Source organism: Albibacterium sp., from assembly GCF_035514885.1.
In the GTDB taxonomy this organism is placed as follows: Bacteria; Bacteroidota; Bacteroidia; order Sphingobacteriales; family Sphingobacteriaceae; genus Albibacterium.
Genome location: NZ_DATJCH010000012.1, coordinates 733,616 through 752,650 on the forward strand (window position 1 = coordinate 733,616; position 19,035 = coordinate 752,650).

The 19,035-nt window shown below is 35.0% G+C and carries 17 protein-coding genes; 6 read left to right on the forward strand and 11 right to left on the reverse strand.

Annotated features, from left to right (window positions below):
* Window positions 1–18 precede the first annotated feature (18 nt).
* The gene (locus tag VL047_RS07230; protein WP_325359429.1) at window positions 19–195 is read right to left on the reverse strand and encodes a DUF6496 domain-containing protein; all 177 of its coding nucleotides are present in this window, start codon (window positions 193–195) and stop codon (window positions 19–21) included.
* Window positions 196–287: 92 nt separating this feature from the next.
* Here VL047_RS07230 and VL047_RS07235 point away from each other — a divergent pair, with 92 nt between their 5' ends.
* The 6 genes from VL047_RS07235 (at window position 288) to VL047_RS07260 (ending at window position 6,617) form a co-directional block, all read left to right on the forward strand.
* Window positions 288–1,109, forward strand: coding sequence for a thymidylate synthase (locus tag VL047_RS07235; RefSeq protein ID WP_325359430.1), 822 nt, complete (start codon window positions 288–290; stop codon window positions 1,107–1,109).
* 10 nt (window positions 1,110–1,119) lie between these two features.
* A complete protein-coding gene (locus VL047_RS07240) occupies window positions 1,120–1,617 on the forward strand; it encodes a dihydrofolate reductase (RefSeq protein ID WP_325359431.1) in 498 nt (165 codons plus the stop codon).
* A 93-nt stretch (window positions 1,618–1,710) separates the two neighbouring features.
* Window positions 1,711–4,710 (forward strand): protein translocase subunit SecDF, encoded by a 3,000-nt coding sequence (secDF, locus tag VL047_RS07245; RefSeq protein WP_325359432.1) that lies wholly within the window; start codon window positions 1,711–1,713, stop codon window positions 4,708–4,710.
* Between the two features lie 133 nt (window positions 4,711–4,843).
* Window positions 4,844–5,290 carry a MarR family transcriptional regulator gene (locus tag VL047_RS07250; RefSeq protein ID WP_325359433.1) on the forward strand — a complete coding sequence of 149 codons (447 nt, stop codon included), beginning with the start codon at window positions 4,844–4,846 and terminating at the stop codon, window positions 5,288–5,290.
* The gene (locus VL047_RS07255; protein WP_325359434.1) at window positions 5,283–6,287 is read left to right on the forward strand and encodes an NAD(P)/FAD-dependent oxidoreductase; all 1,005 of its coding nucleotides are present in this window, start codon (window positions 5,283–5,285) and stop codon (window positions 6,285–6,287) included. The genes VL047_RS07250 and VL047_RS07255 overlap by 8 nt, the downstream gene beginning before the upstream one ends.
* Window positions 6,288–6,290: 3 nt before the next feature.
* Entirely contained in the window at window positions 6,291–6,617 is a 327-nt protein-coding gene (locus VL047_RS07260) for a 2Fe-2S iron-sulfur cluster-binding protein (RefSeq protein ID WP_325359435.1), read from the forward strand.
* Between the two features lie 84 nt (window positions 6,618–6,701).
* Here the strand turns inward: VL047_RS07260 and rplT are convergent, their stop codons facing one another.
* The 10 genes from rplT to VL047_RS07310 form a co-directional block, all read right to left on the reverse strand.
* On the reverse strand, window positions 6,702–7,046 hold the full coding sequence (gene rplT, locus VL047_RS07265; RefSeq protein WP_325359436.1) for a 50S ribosomal protein L20: 345 nt from the start codon (window positions 7,044–7,046) through the stop codon (window positions 6,702–6,704).
* Between the two features lie 80 nt (window positions 7,047–7,126).
* A complete protein-coding gene (rpmI, locus tag VL047_RS07270) occupies window positions 7,127–7,327 on the reverse strand; it encodes a 50S ribosomal protein L35 (RefSeq protein ID WP_325359437.1) in 201 nt (66 codons plus the stop codon).
* Window positions 7,328–7,382: 55 nt separating this feature from the next.
* On the reverse strand, window positions 7,383–7,952 hold the full coding sequence (infC, locus tag VL047_RS07275) for a translation initiation factor IF-3 (RefSeq protein WP_325359438.1): 570 nt from the start codon (window positions 7,950–7,952) through the stop codon (window positions 7,383–7,385).
* A gap of 11 nt (window positions 7,953–7,963) precedes the next feature.
* Entirely contained in the window at window positions 7,964–9,889 is a 1,926-nt protein-coding gene (thrS, locus tag VL047_RS07280) for a threonine--tRNA ligase (RefSeq protein WP_325359439.1), read from the reverse strand.
* An 84-nt stretch (window positions 9,890–9,973) separates the two neighbouring features.
* Window positions 9,974–10,714, reverse strand: a complete 741-nt coding sequence (locus VL047_RS07285; protein WP_325359440.1) for a (Fe-S)-binding protein — start codon at window positions 10,712–10,714, stop codon at window positions 9,974–9,976.
* Between the two features lie 65 nt (window positions 10,715–10,779).
* Window positions 10,780–12,081, reverse strand: a complete 1,302-nt coding sequence (locus VL047_RS07290) for an MFS transporter (RefSeq protein WP_325359441.1) — start codon at window positions 12,079–12,081, stop codon at window positions 10,780–10,782.
* Window positions 12,065–13,960 (reverse strand): RecQ family ATP-dependent DNA helicase, encoded by a 1,896-nt coding sequence (locus VL047_RS07295; protein ID WP_325359442.1) that lies wholly within the window; start codon window positions 13,958–13,960, stop codon window positions 12,065–12,067. Before VL047_RS07295 ends, VL047_RS07290 begins: the two co-directional genes overlap by 17 nt.
* 24 nt (window positions 13,961–13,984) lie before the next feature.
* Window positions 13,985–16,090, reverse strand: coding sequence for a ComEC/Rec2 family competence protein (locus VL047_RS07300; protein WP_325359443.1), 2,106 nt, complete (start codon window positions 16,088–16,090; stop codon window positions 13,985–13,987).
* A gap of 6 nt (window positions 16,091–16,096) precedes the next feature.
* A complete protein-coding gene (locus tag VL047_RS07305; protein WP_325359444.1) occupies window positions 16,097–18,085 on the reverse strand; it encodes a helix-hairpin-helix domain-containing protein in 1,989 nt (662 codons plus the stop codon).
* A 37-nt stretch (window positions 18,086–18,122) separates the two neighbouring features.
* Window positions 18,123–18,920: a hypothetical protein gene (locus VL047_RS07310; protein WP_325359445.1), complete on the reverse strand. Its 798-nt coding sequence runs from the start codon at window positions 18,918–18,920 to the stop codon at window positions 18,123–18,125.
* Between the last annotated feature and the right edge of the window lie 115 nt (window positions 18,921–19,035).

Here is a 19,035-nt window from a genome sequence, read left to right on the forward strand (position 1 = left end):
TCAAGATAATTTATTCTTCTATTTTTTCTTCTTAGGCACCTTTGCTCCTTCCTCTCTGGCTTCTGATAGGCCAATTGCAATAGCTTGTTTCTTTGAAGTTACTTTATCTCCACTACCCGACTTCAATTTACCTTCTTTCATTTCGTGCATAGCTTTTTCCACTTTTTCGCTAGCCTTTTTTGAGTACTTTGCCATAGGTTTTATTTTTTATTTAGTAACAGTGCAATTCGATAGAATGTTTAATTATTCTTACATTTACGCTTAGATTTTTAAATTTTAAATTCAGAATGCAGCAATATCTTGATCTAATGAGAAAGGTGTACGAAGAGGGAACTGAAAAGCTTGATCGTACGGGAACGGGAACAAAGAGTATTTTTGGCTATCAAATGCGTTTCGATTTAAAAAAGGGGTTCCCCTTGGTTACTACTAAAAGGCTTCATTTAAGGTCTATTATCCACGAGCTTATCTGGTTTTTGAAGGGGGATACAAATATCAAGTATCTAAAAGATAACGATGTTCGCATTTGGGATGAATGGGCAGATGAGAATGGTGATTTAGGACCTGTTTATGGTTCTCAATGGCGCTCTTGGCCGAATCCTGATGGTGATAATATTGACCAGATTACACAAGTAATCAAACAATTAAAAACAAATCCTGATTCAAGGAGAATTATAGTTTCGGCATGGAATGTATCTGAAATAGACAAAATGGCTCTTCCTCCTTGCCATGCTTTTTTTCAGTTTTATGTAGCTCCTGCAGATCCATCTAAGGGCCAGAAAAAAGCACAACTTTCTTGTCAGCTATACCAAAGAAGTGCAGATATATTTTTGGGTGTACCTTTCAACATTGCGTCCTATGCTTTATTAACCATGATGATAGCCCAAGTTTGTGATATGGAAGCGGCAGATTTTGTGCATACTTTAGGCGATGCACATTTATACAGCAACCATTTAGAGCAAGCCCAAACTCAACTTCAGAGACAGCCCTATCCGCTTCCAAGCATGAAAATAAACCCAGAGGTGAAAGATATATTTGATTTCAAGTTTGAAGATTTTGAATTAGAGAACTATCAATACCATCCACACATTAAAGCACCTGTTGCAGTTTAAAAAGACCAGTATGATTTCTATAATAGTTGCAGCGGCACAAAATAATGCTATCGGTAATAATAATCAATTACTTTGGCATATGCCGGCCGATTTAAAGTTCTTTAAAGAAACGACGAGCGGGCATACGGTAATAATGGGAAGAAAAACATTTGAATCAGTGGGTAAACCATTACCTAACCGTAGAAATATAATTATTACCAGAAAAGCTGATTATGAGGTGTCAGGAGCTGAAGTGGTTCATTCACTTGAAGAGGCTTTAAACCTTTGTAATCCAGACGAAGAAAACTTTATTGTAGGTGGTGCCGAAATTTATTCACTAAGCATAGATCAATGTGATCTTATTTATTTGACATTAATTTATGGCGAATTTGAAGCAGACACCTTTTTTCCGCCTATATTGCAAGAATTCTGGCAATTAACATCAGAATCTTATCATGAAGCTGACGAAAAAAACCCGTTTGATTATAATTTTATGATCTACAAAAGAAAGAAGAAACATATATTATGACATTACGAAAATAAAACTTATCATTATTCAAATTTTTCATAGATTTGCCGACTTAACAAAACTATATACAATAATTTTTACAATTAAAAAACGATGCAAGGGAAAGGTATAATTCAATTTTTAATAGGAATAATAACACTTGCGTGTGTGTATTCTTTATCATTCACATTCGTGGCTCGCAGTGTGGAAAAAGATGCAGCCGCATATGCTAAAGGTGACATGCAAAAGGAAAGAGCCTACCTAGACTCTGTTGCAGACCTAACCGCATTTAATCTTGGCTTTGCAAAATACACCTATCAAGAAGCAAAAGAACGTGAAATTGCCCTAGGTCTTGACTTAAAGGGTGGTATGAACGTTACAATGGAGATTTCCTTGCAGGAATTGATCCGTAACTTAGCTGGTGATCCTAAAGACACCAATTTTGATGAAGCATTAAAGAACGCTGAAATTCGTACGAAGGAAAGCCAAGCTGATTTCGTTACTCTATTTGGAGAAGAGTTCAAAAAACTTAGTCCGAATGTATCCTTCGCTTCCTTCTTTGCTACTAAAGATAATGTTGCTACCATTAATGCACAATCAAGCGATGAAGAAGTATTATCATTTTTAAGATCTGAAGCCAACAGTGCTATTGACCGCTCGTTTAATATTTTACGTACTCGTATTGATAAATTCGGTGTTTCTGCTCCAAACATTCAAAAACAACAAGGAACAAATCGTATCCTGATTGAGTTGCCGGGAGTAACAGATGAGCAACGTGTTCGTAATCTATTGCAAGGTTCCGCAAAATTAGAGTTTTGGGAAACCTATGATAACTTAGAAATATTCTCTCTTTTAGAAAATATTAATACAACCCTTGCAGGTGCTTTAAAAAATCAAAAAACAACTACGGATAATCCCGTGGCAGATACAACTGCAGCTAGTGCTGATCAAGGTCAGTTAGCAGCTCTTACTGGTGGAAACACTGATTCCTTAAGCACAGAGAACGCTGCTGCAACACAAGATGCACAAAACAATCCTTTCTTTACAGTTGTACAACCGTCTGTAGGTTTGAATGAAGCTGGTCAGACATCTCTTAGACCCGGACCAATAATTGGTTATGTAGCACAAAAAGATACAGCACTTGTAAATTCTTACTTGCAAAACCCAAGTGTAAAAGCAATCATTCCTGCAAATGTTAAATTAGCATGGAGTGTAAAAGTTATTAGTAAAGAAGATAAAAGACTTGAATTATATGCATTAAAACCTTCTACTTCTGATGGACAAGCGGCTTTAGGTGGTAGCGTAATTGCTGATGCGCGTGCAGACTTTGACCAACAAGGTAATCCACAAGTATTCATGATGATGAATACGGAAGGTGCGCGTGATTGGAGAAGAATTACAGCAGCAGCTTCTGCAGATCCAAACAATAAAAAAGCAATTGCAATTGTTTTAGATGATGTGGTTTACTCTGCTCCTACTGTTCAGGACGAAATTCCAAGCGGTAACTCATCTATTTCAGGAAACTTTCAGATTCAGGACACACAGGATTTAGCAAACGTATTAAAAGCTGGTCGTTTACCTGCTCCTGCTAAGATCGTTGAAGAGGCAATTATTGGCCCAACACTTGGTCAAGCGGCTATTGATGCTGGTATTAATTCATCAGTGATTGGTTTAATAGTAGTATTGGTATTTATGGTTTGTTACTATAACAAGGCAGGTATCGTTGCCAATATTGCTGTACTATTTAACGTATTCTTTATCATGGGAATACTAGCATCTCTTGGGGCCGTGCTCACATTACCAGGTATTGCGGGTATTGTGTTAACAATGGGTACCGCCGTGGATGCAAACGTACTGATTTATGAACGGATCAGAGAGGAACTTCGATTGGGTAAATCTATCCGACAAGCATTGGCCGATGGATACAAACACGCCATGCCTTCTATCCTTGACTCACAGATTACTACATTCCTAGTAGGTCTCATCCTATTCATCTTTGGTTCAGGTCCAATTGCAGGTTTCGCTACGACCTTAATGATAGGTATTATCTCTTCACTATTTACTTCAATATTTATATCAAGAATAATATTCGAATGGATGTTAGAGAAGGATTGGAAAATCAGTGTTTCATATCCTTGGAGTAGCCATACCTTTTTAGGTGCAAATTATAAATTCTATAAAAACAGAAAAATTTCTTATACTATTTCTGCTATTGCGATTGCTATAAGCCTTGTCTTTATTTTCACCAAAGGATTTAACTTGGGTGTAGATTTTCAAGGTGGCCGGACATATGTAGCTGATTTTGAAAATTCAGTGAACCTGGAAGAAGTTCGCGACTATCTGAATACTTCTTTCGGTCAAGAAACAGAGGTTAAAACTTATGGAGGAAACGATAAACTACGTATTACCACTTCATACTTAGTTGAGGAAACCTCTGGTACTGCTGATGACGAAGTACTTGCAAAACTAAACGAAGGGCTTAATCAAGTTCAAAACAACGCACATGAAATTGTTAGTTCGCAAAAGGTAGGACCAACTATCGCTAACGATATTAAGATTTCAGCTATTTATTCAATGGTATTTGCAATCATAGGTATTGGAATATATGTATTAATCCGTTTTCGTAAATGGCAGTACAGTTTAGCTTCGGCTGCTGCTTTATTGCATGATGCCATTATATTATTGGGTATATTCTCTATTTTTGATGGTATATTGCCATTCTCATTGGATATGGATCAAAACTTTATTGCGGCAATACTAACCGTTTTAGGTTATTCAATCAATGACACCGTGGTTGTATTTGACCGTATGCGTGAATACTTAAATATTCCTTCTAATCGTAAAAAGAATCATGGAGAAATTATCAATGAGGCTATCAACAGCACTTTAAGTAGAACTATTATTACTTCATTAACCGTAATATTTGTAATAGGTGTCCTATTTGTATTCGGTGGAGAAGTAATCAGATCATTCTCATTTGCAATCTTAATAGGATTAATTATAGGAACTTACTCTTCAATCTTTACAGCTGCTCCGATTGTTGGAGATTTGACTAAGGATGAAGAAGATGAGGTTAAAGTAGTAACAGAAAAAGCTAAAGTAATAAAAGCTTAGAGATATCAAAGTCTGATAATAAAAGAGGATAGCCTATTGACTATCCTCTTTTTGTTTGATTTTTTTATTAGATTCTTAAAAGAAATCAATAATTAAAGAAAAACTCATTATATTTGTCACACTAATTATTGCTATGCATAAAGATACTTTTAACCGTTATTCATTATTGTTAGACTGTACCGCAAGACGCGTTAAACAATATGCTCAAGTACAATTTAATTTGGGTAAATACGGAGTTACGGTTGATCAATGGGCAGTTTTAAAAAACTTAAATCATACAACTAATATATCTCAAAAGGAATTAGCTAAACTTTGTGGAAAAGACCAGCCTACATTAACACGTATCCTTGATTTATTGGTAAAGAAAGGATTTGTAGAACGCACAGTTCACCAGAGTGACAGACGTTCTTTTATTGTACAATTAAGTGAAGAAGGTCGTAGTAAGGTTTCTGAATTGGAACCAAATGTTCGTGAAATAAGAATGAAAGCTTGGGAGAATCTTGATGAAAATGATTTTGATGATCTACAGCGTATATTAAATACTATTTATAATAATTTAGAATTAAACAATAATGATTAATACTGATATCTGCATCATTGGTGCTGGCCCAGTTGGTTTATTTGCTGTTTTCGAAACAGGCTTATTAAAAATGCGCTGTCATTTAATAGACGCGCTTCCTCAAATAGGCGGACAGCTTTCAGAGATCTACCCTCATAAACCAATTTATGATATCCCTGGCTATCCTACAATTAAGGCTCAAGAATTAATTGATAACCAGATGGAACAGATTGCTCCATTCCATCCTACCTTTACTTTAGGTGAACGTGTTGAGAAACTAGAAAAACTAGAAGACGGTTCGTTTATACTTACAAGTAATGAAGGTACTGTAATTTCTTGTAAAGTTGTAGTAATTGCGGGTGGTTTAGGTTCTTTTGAGCCAAGAAAACCGGCTGTTATAGGCCTAGAGGATTTTGAAGGAAAGGGCGTTAGCTATATGATTAAGAATCCGGAAGCTTATCGCGATCAGAAAGTAGTACTAGCTGGTGGTGGAGACTCTGCCCTTGATTGGACTATATTTTTAGCTGATATCGCAAAAGAAGTTACTTTGATTCACAGAAGCGATAGCTTTAGAGGTGCTCCAGATTCAGCTGAAAAGGTATTTAATCTTGCAAGCCAAGGAAAGATCCGCTTACTTTTACAATGCAACTTAAACTCGGTACACGGGAATGGCAGAATTAATAAAGTGGGAGTTCTTGACAAGAGTAAAACGGAGACGTTTATTGAGGCTGATTCTTTAATTCCATTGTTTGGATTAAGTCCGAAATTAGGTCCTATTGGAGAATGGGGTTTAAATATCGATAAATCAGCTATTGAAGTTAATACTTTTGATTTCAGCACAAATGTAGATGGTATTTTTGCTATTGGGGATATCAATACTTATCCGGGTAAACTTAAATTAATTCTTTGTGGATACCACGAAGCAGCATTGATGGCCCAAAGTGCCTTTAAATATGTATTCCCTAATCAGAAATTAAGCTTTAAATACACTACTGTAAACGGAATCAACGAATTTTAATAAATGGAAAACGATTTAATCAACATTTCGGTAGAAGATCAGGAAGGAAATGTACAAGATTTAGAAATCCCTACCGATATAAGTTTAAGCTTAATGGAGGTGTTAAAAGCCTCTGAATATGATATTTTAGCGACATGTGGAGGTATGGCATTATGTGCCACCTGTCATATTCAGGTACTAGATGACTTCGAGTTACCTGAACCAGGAGATGATGAAGCAGATATGTTAGACACTTTACATAATGCACAATCAGATAGCAGACTATCTTGTCAGATCCGTGTAACTCCTGCTTTGCAGGGTATGCGAATCAAAATTATCGGTGCTGAATAAATAAACATATTCTGTACTAACAAAACTAAAAAGGGAGAAACAAATGTTTCTCCCTTTTTAGTTAATAGATAGACTAAATTTAACTTATTTTACAGCGTCTATAACAGCTTTAAAAGCTTCTGGTTGATTCATTGCTAAATCTGCAAGAACCTTACGATTTAAGCTAATATTACTCTTAGACAATTTACCCATCAATTGAGAATATGAAATTCCATGTTGACGAGCACCTGCGTTAATACGTTGAATCCATAGTGCCCTAAACTCTCTTTTCTTGGTTTTACGGTCGCGATAAGCATACTGTAAACCTTTTTCTAATGTATTTTTTGCGATGGTGTAAACCTTACCGCGTGATCCATAATAGCCTTTGGCTAATTTAAGAATCTTTTTTCTTCTTCTTCTCGAAGCAACTGCGTTTACCGAACGTGGCATAATCTTAATTATTTTGGTTACTAGGTGCCATGTTTTGCAATGGACTTACGACCCTGTACCTGGTTTCTAATTTTTGTTAATTATTTTCCTATTGTAAGCATACGTTTAACATTACCCATATCACCATCTGAAACTAAGCTGGTTTGACCGAGATTACGTTTACGTTTTTTCGACATCTTAGTTAAGATGTGACTTTTGTATGCATTTTTTCTTTTAATTTTACCTGTTCCAGTAAGCTTAAAACGCTTTTTAGCACTGGAAGTGGTTTTCATTTTTGGCATAATTCTATTTATTTTTATCTATCTATTTTCTTTATTAATTACCATATCGGTAATATTATTTTTTAGGAGAATTCTTTGGTGAAAGAGTAATAAACATTCGTTTACCTTCCAATTTAGGAAGCAACTCCACCTTTCCCTGGTCTTCTAATGCTTGTGCAAATCTTAAAAGAAGAATCTCTCCTTGTTCCTTGTATACAATAGCACGACCTTTAAAATGAACATACGCTCTTACCTTTTCTCCCGATTCTAAAAACTTCTGTGCATGTTTAAGTTTAAACTCAAAATCATGGTCATTTGTATTAGGACCGAAACGAATCTCCTTTATAACCGTTTGCTTTGCATTCGATTTAATTTCCTTAAGTTTTTTCTTTTGCTCGTAAACAAATTTACTGTAATCTACTATCTTACATACTGGAGGAACAGCATTCGGTGAAATCTCAACTAAATCAAGGTCAAGCTCATCAGCCATTGCTATAGCTTCGCGAGTTGGATATATTCCTTGTTCTATGTTATCACCGACTAAACGAACTTCAGTAGCTCGTATAAGGTTATTAATCCTATGATCGGGTTCTTTCTTTTTAAAAGGTAGCCTTGGGCCCCTAGATCCTGGTCTTTTTAATGCCAAATTATTTCTTTTTAAACAGTTATTTCTTTTGTTAATTGTTCGCTAAAAGCATCTTTACTCATTGTGCCTAAATCACCATCTCCATGCTTACGCACGGATAAAGTATCAGTTTCCACTTCCTTTTCCCCTACTATGATCATATAAGGGATTTTTTTGAGCTCAGCGTCACGAATTTTCCGTCCAACCTTCTCATCACGCAAATCAATTAATCCGCGAATATCGCTATTATTCAGTGATTCCAAAAGTTTTTTCGCATATTCTTCGTATTTTTCTGATACAGGAAGAATGATAAACTGCTCAGGTGCAAGCCATAATGGAAACTTGCCGGCACAGTGTTCAATTAAAACTGCAATAAAACGTTCCAATGAACCAAATGGTGCACGGTGAATCATTACAGGTCGGTGTTTCATATTATCACTACCGGTGTATTCAAGTTCAAATCGCTCAGGCAAATTATAGTCAACTTGTATAGTTCCAAGCTGCCATTTTCTACCTAAAGCATCTTTTACCATAAAATCAAGCTTAGGGCCATAGAAAGCTGCTTCGCCTAATTCTACTACAGTTTTTAAACCTTTTTCGGCAGCAGATTCAATGATTGCAGTTTCTGCGAGATTCCAATTCTCATCGGAACCAATATACTTACTTTTATTTTCCGGATCACGCAAAGATATCTGCGCAGTATAATCATTAAAACCTAATGCTCCAAATACGTACAGAACCAGGTCAATAACCTTCTTAAATTCTTCTTTAACCTGATCGGGTCGGCAAAACAAATGAGCATCATCTTGTGTAAAACCTCTAACACGTGTTAATCCATGAAGTTCTCCACTTTGTTCATAACGATATACGGTTCCGAATTCTGCAAATCGAACAGGTAAATCTTTGTATGATCGAGGTTTTGTCTTGTAAATTTCACAATGGTGCGGACAATTCATCGGCTTCAATAAAAACTCCTCCCCTTCTTGTGGAGTTTTTATTGGTTGAAATGAATCTGCACCATATTTTTCATAATGTCCGGAAGTTACATATAAATTTTTATGCCCTATATGAGGAGTAACTACTGGTTCGTATCCTGCCTTTATCTGCGCACGTTGTAAAAAGTCGATCAACTTTTGCCGTAAAATTGCACCTTTTGGTAACCATAAAGGCAATCCCATTCCTACTTTTTCAGAAAATGCAAATAGCTCTAACTCTTTGCCTAATTTGCGATGATCTCGTTTCTTTGCTTCCTCAATCATCTTAAGGTATTCTACTAACTCACCTTGTTTTGGAAAACTAACTCCATAGATACGAGTAAGTTGCTTTCTACTTTCATCACCTCTCCAGTAAGCACCAGCTACATTTGTTAATTTAATAGCTTTAATAAAACCTGTATTAGGGATATGTGGACCACGGCATAAATCTGTAAAATTACCTTGCTTATAAAAAGTTATGGTCCCATCTTCTAAATCCTTAATCAAGTCAAGTTTGTACTCGTCTCCTTTATTAGTAAAATAAGTTTCAGCTTCTGCCTTACTTACTGACTCTCTGATGTATTCAGATTTAGTTCTGGCTAATTCAAGCATCTTCTTCTCGATATTCGGCAACTCATCTGATGAAAATTCATAATCACCAAAATCGACATCGTAATAAAAGCCTGTTTCAATTGCCGGACCAATACCTAATTTTACACCTGGATAAAGAGCCTCTAATGCTTCTGCCATTAAATGAGCAGATGAATGCCAAAAGGTAGATTTTCCATGTGTGTCGTTCCAGGTTAAAAGTTTTACATGTGCATTATTTTCGATTGGACGACTAGCATCCCACACTTGACCATTAACTTCGGCAGCTAAGACATTTCGGGCTAAGCCCTCTGAAATAGATAAAGCAATCTGATATGCATTGGTTCCTTTAGGAAATTCTTTTATAGAACCGTCAGGAAGAGTTATTTCAATCATTAACAAATATGATTTTTTTAGTTTCTAATAATACAAATATAAGTAAAAAGCATTGATATTAGCAGAGGCAACAAGTTGAACTTATTAAATATTTGCCCATCCATGGGTGAGAACATCTACGATATGCATTGTTTTTAAAGGGATCTTATGCTGATCAATATATCCTTGCAGATGCAATAAACATGATGAGTCTGTCGATATTATATAATCTGCATTCATCTCTAAAGCATTATTGATTTTCTGTTCGGCCATAGCAGAAGATATACCGCTGAATTTTACAGCAAAAGTTCCTCCAAAACCACAACATACATCCGTATCCTTCATCTCGACCAGGTCTAATCCATCTACGTTTGCTAAAAGTTGTCGAGGTTCGTCTTTTATATGACAATCACGTAATCCTGAACATGAATCATGGTAAACCGCTCTGCCTTCCAACTCTGCTCCAAAATAATCTTTCTTTAAGACGTTAACGAGAAAATCAGTTAACTCATAAATATTGCTTTGGATAGATCTGCAATGATTATGCACCATTGTATTGGTAAACAGTTCATTATAACCATGCTTAACCATGCCGGTGCACGAGGCCGATGGTGACACTATTGGATAATCGCCTGAAAAATCGCCAAGAAACTTTGATCCTATTGTTTTTGCTTCATCAAAGAAGCCAGCATTATAAGCAGGCTGTCCACAACAAGTTTGTTCGGGGTTATAAATAACTTTACACCCTGCCTTTTCAAGAATTAGAATAGTGTTAAACGCTGTCTGCGGATATAACTGATCGATAAAACAAGGTATAAAAAGCTCTACTGTATTGCTCTTAATCATAGGTAAACAAAGTTATGATAATAATTAATATGGAAAATAGTTTTATATCAATTAAGAATATCATTCTATGCCAAAGCTGCAGATCTAGGAATACGGAACAATAATATCAATCCTATTAGAAAAAATAAAACTAGAAATAGAGCCGATAAACGAATGTTATGAGTGAGTTCTTCTATAAAACCAAACGAAAATAAACCAATTACGATAGCAATTTTTTCAGTCACGTCGTAAAAACTAAAAAATGATGCATTATCTTCTGTATCAATAGGTATCAATTTAGAAAACGTTGACCTCGAAATTGACTGGGTTCCTCCCATTACAAGGCCAACTAACATAGCCAAAATATAGAACTGCATTTCATTTCTGATAAAGAAAGCTGAGACGCATATAAAAATCCAGAGAATGACTACGATCATCAACACTTTAATATTTCCAATTCTACTTGCTAACCATGACATCAGGTAGGCTCCGGCTATTGCAACTATCTGTATTAATAAAATTGTAACAATCAACTTTGAAGTACCTAAGTGAAGAACCTTCTCTCCGAATGCAGCTGCTACAAGCATAATGGTTTGTACACCCATTGCATAAAAGAAGAAGGCAAACAAGAAGCCCTTTAACGAAGGCAGTGATTTTATATTAATCCATACTTTCTTAAGCTCAAGAAAACCTTTTTTAATGACATGATGATTTAATCTGTTTTTATTCTGAGGTTTATTCGGTAACTTCCTAAAAGATATTTGAGAAAATAGAATCCACCATACACCAACTAGTAAAAATGATAGTCTTGCTGGGAAAGATGGATCCTCTATACCAAACCATTCGGGCTTAAGTACAAACAAAAAACATATTAATTGTAAAATAACGCTTCCAATATATCCGTATGCAAAACCCTTAGCGCTAACCGAATCTTGCTGATCAATCGATGCAATTTCAGGAAGATAGGAGTTATTAAACAACACTCCTCCAATATAACCCATCGCGGCTAAGCTTGAACAGATGATACCCCACTCCAATGTCTCGAGTTTAAAGAAATATAAACCCATACAAGCAAAACCACCGATATAGGTAAATATCTTCATCATTGCTTTTTTATTCCCTTTATAATCAGCTATTGCCGAGAACATGGGCAATAGAATTACCATAATTAAGTAAGAGAATGCTAAAGAATAATTTGCTAATGCTGTATTAACAAATGAGAAACCAAAAAAACTAACCTCATCACCATACTCTTCAGTAAGTGTAATAATTGTATAATAAGCTGGAAAGATAGTAGATGTTATAACCAGGTTATAAGCGGAATTGGCCCAATCAAACATTGCCCAAGCTTTGATTGTTGGCTTATCGTTTTTAATAATATTTTCCATTATTCATTTTTATCTCTCCTGAATCTATTAATTTACGTATAAAATCTAATCTATCTTTCTCCTCTCCTACACTTAAACCATTTACTAATTCATCGATAGTTAAAGGACCATTTAAAAGCAGGTTCTTAATTTCTGCTATCATTATCATATGGGTATCTTTCAGGTTTCCCTGTCTTCTTGTTTTTATACAGAAATCACAAATCAAACAATCACTAGAATTCAGCTCACCAAAATATGCTAACAATTTACGACTACGACATTGATCTTCAATTAAATAATTGAAGATACCATCCAGTTGCTGCCTCATTATATCTTTACGTTCAGCAATATACTTATGATTAATCTGCAAATGGTTACTGTCACTCCTTGGTCTTAGGAATTGTATCTGCGGACTATCTGTACGTTGCAAATAAGAGATAACTTTAAACTCTTCCATTTTTTGCAAAAGACTAATTACATGATGAGCAGAAACATTAAGCTTTCTGGCCAAATCTGCTTCTTCTATATTGACATAATAATCAAAAGCTGCACCGTAGGTTCTAAGGATTGTTTTTATTAAAACATCCATATTTGCTTGCTCAACTTGAAAGCGATATAATTCATTTGCATCTATTTCAAATCGAATCCTAGAGGGAAGAAACACACTCTCCGACAGACTAATCCATTCATCATTCTCTAAGAATTTCAATGCTGCAATTGCTTTAAGCGCATTCAATTGAAATCGGTTACAAAAATCTCCTATATTAAAATCAACTATCAGGCCTTCTCCTGCCCCATAGGCTAACTGATAGTAATTTCCTAAATGAAAATAAATTTGTGCAATCTCTTCTACAGTAGGAAAACTCATATTAAAAGTTTTCTCCAATTTAATTCTATCAGCCTCATGATATAGTAACACGGCAAATGATTTTTTACCATCCCTTCCTGCGCGCCCAGCTTCTTGAAAATAAGCTTCTAAAGAATCCGGTAAATCCATATGAATAACAAACCTCACGTCTGGTTTATCTATCCCCATGCCGAAGGCATTTGTCGAAACCATAACCGAGGTGTCTCCCTTCATCCAATTACGTTGCTTTTCTATTCTGTCAGGAGTTTTCAAACCAGCATGGTAATAGTCTGCATTTATTTGATTTAATAGCAGATAGCGCGAAATTTCTTGAGATTCTCTACGATTTCGCACATATATGATACCTGAACCATTAACCTTTTTAATTATTTTCAATAGGCGGCTCATTTTGTTTTCTTCAAACAACACCATATAACTAAGATTCTCTCTAAAAAAACTCTTCTTAAAAACCTGGCTACTTCCTACCCTAAACTCTAACTTGTCTTGAATATCTAGAATAACACGTCCAATAGCTGTTGCTGTTAATGCTACAATTGGAACTTCTGGATGAATTGATCTGAGAACTTTAACCTGTAAGTAAGCAGGTCTAAAATCATACCCCCAATGAGAAATACAGTGAGCTTCATCTATAGCATATAAATTTACATTCATATACCGAATTCTCTCCTGAACTAATTCACTTCGCAAACGTTCTGGCGACAAATACAAGAATTTCACATCGCCATAGATACAATTGTCTAAAGCAATATCTACTTCCCTTTTACTCATTCCAGAAAATATAGAAATTGCTTTGATCCCCCTCTTTTTTAAGTCTTCAACCTGATCGTTCATTAAGGCAATAAGAGGGGTTACAACAATGCAAATTCCTGGCTTTGCCATGGCCGGAACTTGAAAACATATTGATTTACCCCCACCAGTGGGTAATAATGCAAGAGCGTCATTGCCATCAAGGACATAATTAATTATGTCTTCTTGTAATGGTCTAAACGCAGAAAAATGCCAATATTTTTGTAAAATCTGATGAATGGTCATAGATACTCTTCGCCTCTATTATGCTTACCAAACATAAGCAAAATTATTTTTTAGAATATATACAGGGACACTTATGATTTCTGCTTCCTTCTCTATTTCTTTTATATACCAATCGCTATTACTGGCGTCTACAATAATCTTCTTAAATTGAACATTATTTCGAACTTTTTGAAGTTCAATTCGGGCATTATTTCTAATGTAAATCAAATCAATCATAATGGAATCAGCTAAAAATTGATCCTCCGAATAGATCAGCAAACTCTTATTGTTAAATTGAATTATATTATCGCTGATCAATAAGTTATTTCCTCTAAATGAGTCTCCTTGATTAATTAGTTTCATTTGAGATGAATATCCTGAAGCATCTATATCAGACTTTACAGAATACTGAAACCGGTTACTATTTTTTAGTAAAGTGTCTGTAAAAAGAACTGTACCGTTTTCGTCAAAAAAACCTATCGCAAGGTTTCTGTAAACATTATAAATCCTTATCTCGTTCAAGGTCTGGCTCTTGATTAATTTAACGACTCTTCCACATAATAATAGCAATGAACACCCAATAATGAGATACATAGTATTTCTCTTTTTAAAGATTAGAAATGAGATACATCCAAACAACAAGATATACATGATAAAATATTGCCATGGCACTATCCAGATTCCTTTTATAACAGCATAAGGCAATTGCTCAATTACAAGAAGTATTTTATTCATTACCACTATTAAGTTTTTGAGTATCCAAGAGAACCAATGATGGATTATACCAAAGGGTGTCAATAATACAAGGATACCTAAATAAAGCACCCAGGTTGCAGGCAAAATTATTAAGATATTAGCCGGTAAAAAATAAACCGGAAAAACATGAAAGTAAAATAAAACTAATGGGAAAGTTGCTAATTGAGCTGAAACAGAGATGGCAGTATAAGACCATAATATTGATAGTATTTTATTCTTAATAACTACCCATGCATTTAACTTGGGATAGAGGTATACAATGCCCAGAACTGATAAATAAGATAATTGAAAGCCTATATCGGAAATAAAATTAGGATTATAAAGCAACAGAAAAAAAGCAGAAGCAAAAATAGTATTGTAGATATTGTTTTTTCTGGCAACAGTCAATGCAACTATTCCAAAGCTTATCATGATGGATGCTCTTAAAGCAGATGGAGACAGACCAGTAATGAATGCATAAATCCATATAAGAGTAATCAAAAATAAAGCTCTTACTATTTTCAAAGAACCTCGTCTCATCCAAAATAACAAGGTTGAAAACACGAAGAATATAATTCCAACATGAAGCCCGGAAACTGATAAAACATGAATTGTACCAGTGGCCGAAAAGGTATTGACAATTTCCTGATCAAGTTCATTTCTATAACCTAAAACTAAAGCAGATGCAATAGCAAGAGCATCTGCATCGGTAAAAGAGTGATCAAGCTTTTTAATCATATTTTGACGAAATGACAAAGCGTGTCGAATTAGGAAGCTTCCTCTTTGGGAGCCACTTTGTAGTAAATCATCTGGAGTTAAATTTATTTGATGCCAGATTAAACGATTACTCAAATAGGACTGATAATTAAATTCATTTGGATTGTACGGAGGATTAACTAATGAATAATTAGATGGAATTAAAAACTCATCTCCGTATTTAAACTTAGAAATCATTTGAGCTGAAAGAGTATCAAATCGAATGTTTACAAGTAAATTTCCAACACTTACAGATTCTGATCCATTCTTAAGTATCTGAGTGACCTTTAATGGAAATCGGATTGTTGTTTTTGTTATTTTAGGTTCATCATCTACATATCCAATAAGAGCCTGTGAATGTTGTTTTGAAAAATGAAGTGATTGGATATCTGGATGTGGTCTCCATACCAAACTCCATCCGATGAAGATCAGGAACAAATAAAAAAGAATACTGAGATACTTATATGAACTAAGGTCTCTAAATTTCTTAATTATGGCAATAATGAAGAACAAACAAATACTTAAAAGAGCAATAGGAATTAACCATGAATAAATTCGAGGACTAGGATTAAATTGAAATCCTAGTCCGATACCAAAAAGATAAGCCAGAAGTAACCGAACAAACGGTGCTGTACCAAGTTGAATTTCATAACGGTTCATATTCCTCTAGAACTGCATTCGCAACTGTAAGCGAATATCCGACTTCATACTACCAGCGATATAATCCAGACCCGAACTGACTCCCTTATCTTCGTATAAAAATGAAGCATAGCGCAACCAGAAGTCTAAATTCCTTTTTACCCGATATCGAATATTAGTGTATAAACGAAGACCTGTATTATGATAAGGCGGAGATGAATATCCGTATAAAACATCATTTTCAAAGGCATATATTCTTGAATTATAACTATCCGTCTTAAAACCAGCTACACGTATATTGCCACTTATAGCCTTTTGCAAAGGTTTAAAGACAATATCATGATAAGCCATATATCCTTTCTCCTTTGTAACGGTCTCTTTAGAATAAGCTATTAATTCAAATCGATTCCTAAATTGAATGGCGTCAGTAATATCATATTTAACTTCTATTCTCGCTTGCTGTCGAATAACGTTTTCCAACTTATTGGCCGGACCATTCAAAACAGTATTTTCTTCCTTATTTCGGTACCGGTAACGCAGTGTAAGATTTAAAGTTTTTTGCGGCGAATAAGTAAATTGCGAAAACAAATCATACCCTCTTGAAGGGCCATCAACTTGATATTTAACCCATGGGAAACTAAAGTAATCAGCATATCCGACCCATTCAACTTTTGGACTTAAATTAAGGATTAAACCGGTATACAAACCTTCCTCATTAATTGTCCTAGTATTCTCTGAGAAACCCTGACTTAACAATGAATGAAAATCCTTTTGATAGTTACGATGCAGTAACACCAACGATAACTGATGAGATAAACTAGCGATTAAACCATTTACCAATCCGAAACCACTTCCAAAACTATAAGCTCCTTCTCCAAAAACATATATATTTCTAAACGTATAATGATAATAAACACTGCTGTTTGTTAATTGCTGCCCTTTATATGTATATGCATTGTATAATTGTTGATTGGGCAACATAGGCTTATCAAATGCAGTTTGAAAAGTTACAGCCCCCATCTTAAAATTATTGGAATTATAAACAAGGTTTAATCCGTATAACATCTGAGATACTGATTTTCTATTTTTATTTTCAGCAACCGTGCGATGATAACCTGAAACATTAATTGAACTGAAGCTTAAAGAATCATTGGATAAGGTCCCATCAATCCTTTTATAGGATATAAAGGGCAATACTTCTATCTTTCCAAATTTGACGGTCGTCGCAGCTCCTCTAAAATACTGATATTCATTAGCTGATGTATAGGGTCGCAAACCAATATTTTGTCTTGCAACATGTTGAACAAGAGAGCCCTTTCCAAAGGAAAATCCATTCCATATACTTAACCCTTGCCCCAATTGTAAAGAATAATCTCCGAGAGCTATATTCTGTATTTTTCCAACATTCTTAATAAAGAAGCTGGCGGAATAAAAGTCGAACCCACGCTTTTGATCTTCTCTAAAGAAGTTTTCACCTGCGTCTTTCTTCATATTTAAAGCGAGCTGATATTTATCTGCCAACTGATAACGATAACGAACAAATAGACGATCGGGAGTACCTAAATAAACAGACTGTCCTTCTTTTTCCGCAACCATATAGCCTCTTTGATTTTCTAAAACTCTTCCATAGCGAAGGATAAGATCATGTGTACCGTCTTTAAGTTTTAGTTTTGCGCGATTATTACCTTGCGAAACACTTACAAAAGGTAACAAACGTTGAATACTTTGATCATTAAAACCTTCTATCGCTTGCAACTCATATATTGAAATGAAGTTCCCGCTAAGTTCTCTATGGTTTAAAAGTTCATTGATTTGAAAAGGCGAAAGAATATAAAGTTCATTTAATTCTTTTTCGTCTGTCTTATTTAGATCAATTGGATTTCTTAAATAAAACTCTAAACGTTCAAAAATATCCGAATAATCGTACTCTTCTTCTGCTTCTTCAATCAATTCTTCTATCAGACTTTCTACAACCGTTTCCGGGTCAAAGAATTGTTGCGCATAAGATTTTTGCATTGCCATGTGGCTAAATACAAATAAGTATAGCAGATATCTAAAATGCATAGTTCAAAGCGAATTGTGAGGACATTCCTAATTGGGGATGAAATGATGAGGCAACATCTACACTAATTTTATTAAAATCTACTCCAACACCAACATATCGTTTAAAAGGCAAAAAAGATGTTCCGCCCCGTAAATTCAAACTTGTGATAATAGAATATTCTAAACCTAATCGGAAATCTTGATACTTATCCATGCTAAGTCTAGACTCCATTGCTAACAAAACTTGATTACTTAGCATGTAACTTGCGCCCAATCTTATTTGAGCCGGAATCTCATAAGATAATTCATCTGTACTTATATAAGCAAGAGGGTTGATAAAATGGGTCCCTAATAACCAATACTCAGATAATTTATATTGGAATCCCAGATCAAAAGATAAAGCTTTGTCTATACCATATTCGTAAATTGAGCGTTGATGATAATTTAAGGTGCCTGCAACTGCAAACTTAGATGTCAACAGACGGGATAGTGTTAAACCTCCCCTAAGTTCGTTTAGGTCGTAGCCCAAATTATACATATTTGCGTAAAAACCTAATACACCAATAGAACTTGGAAATACGAAAAAAGCTGCTATGCTGCGAACATCAGTTGAATAGTTATGTTCATGAAATGTTAAAGCTAATTTCAGCTGATCTACCGATGCAACTCCTGCTTGATTACCACCCAGACTATAAACACCTTCCAATGCTGATCCAGCATTTGCCATAGCCATAAACCGTGCACCTGAAGTCGTTTGAGCATTCAGCTTTTTTGCAAATAAAAAAAGAAATAGAAATAAGAATCTCATAGCCTATGTTATGAGCAACATAGGTTCAATTATCGAGTATAAAAAACTTTACAGTGTTAAATAGCTGACAGTTAGCCGTTTTAATAAAAGAATTAGCTTTATATCAATATACTTT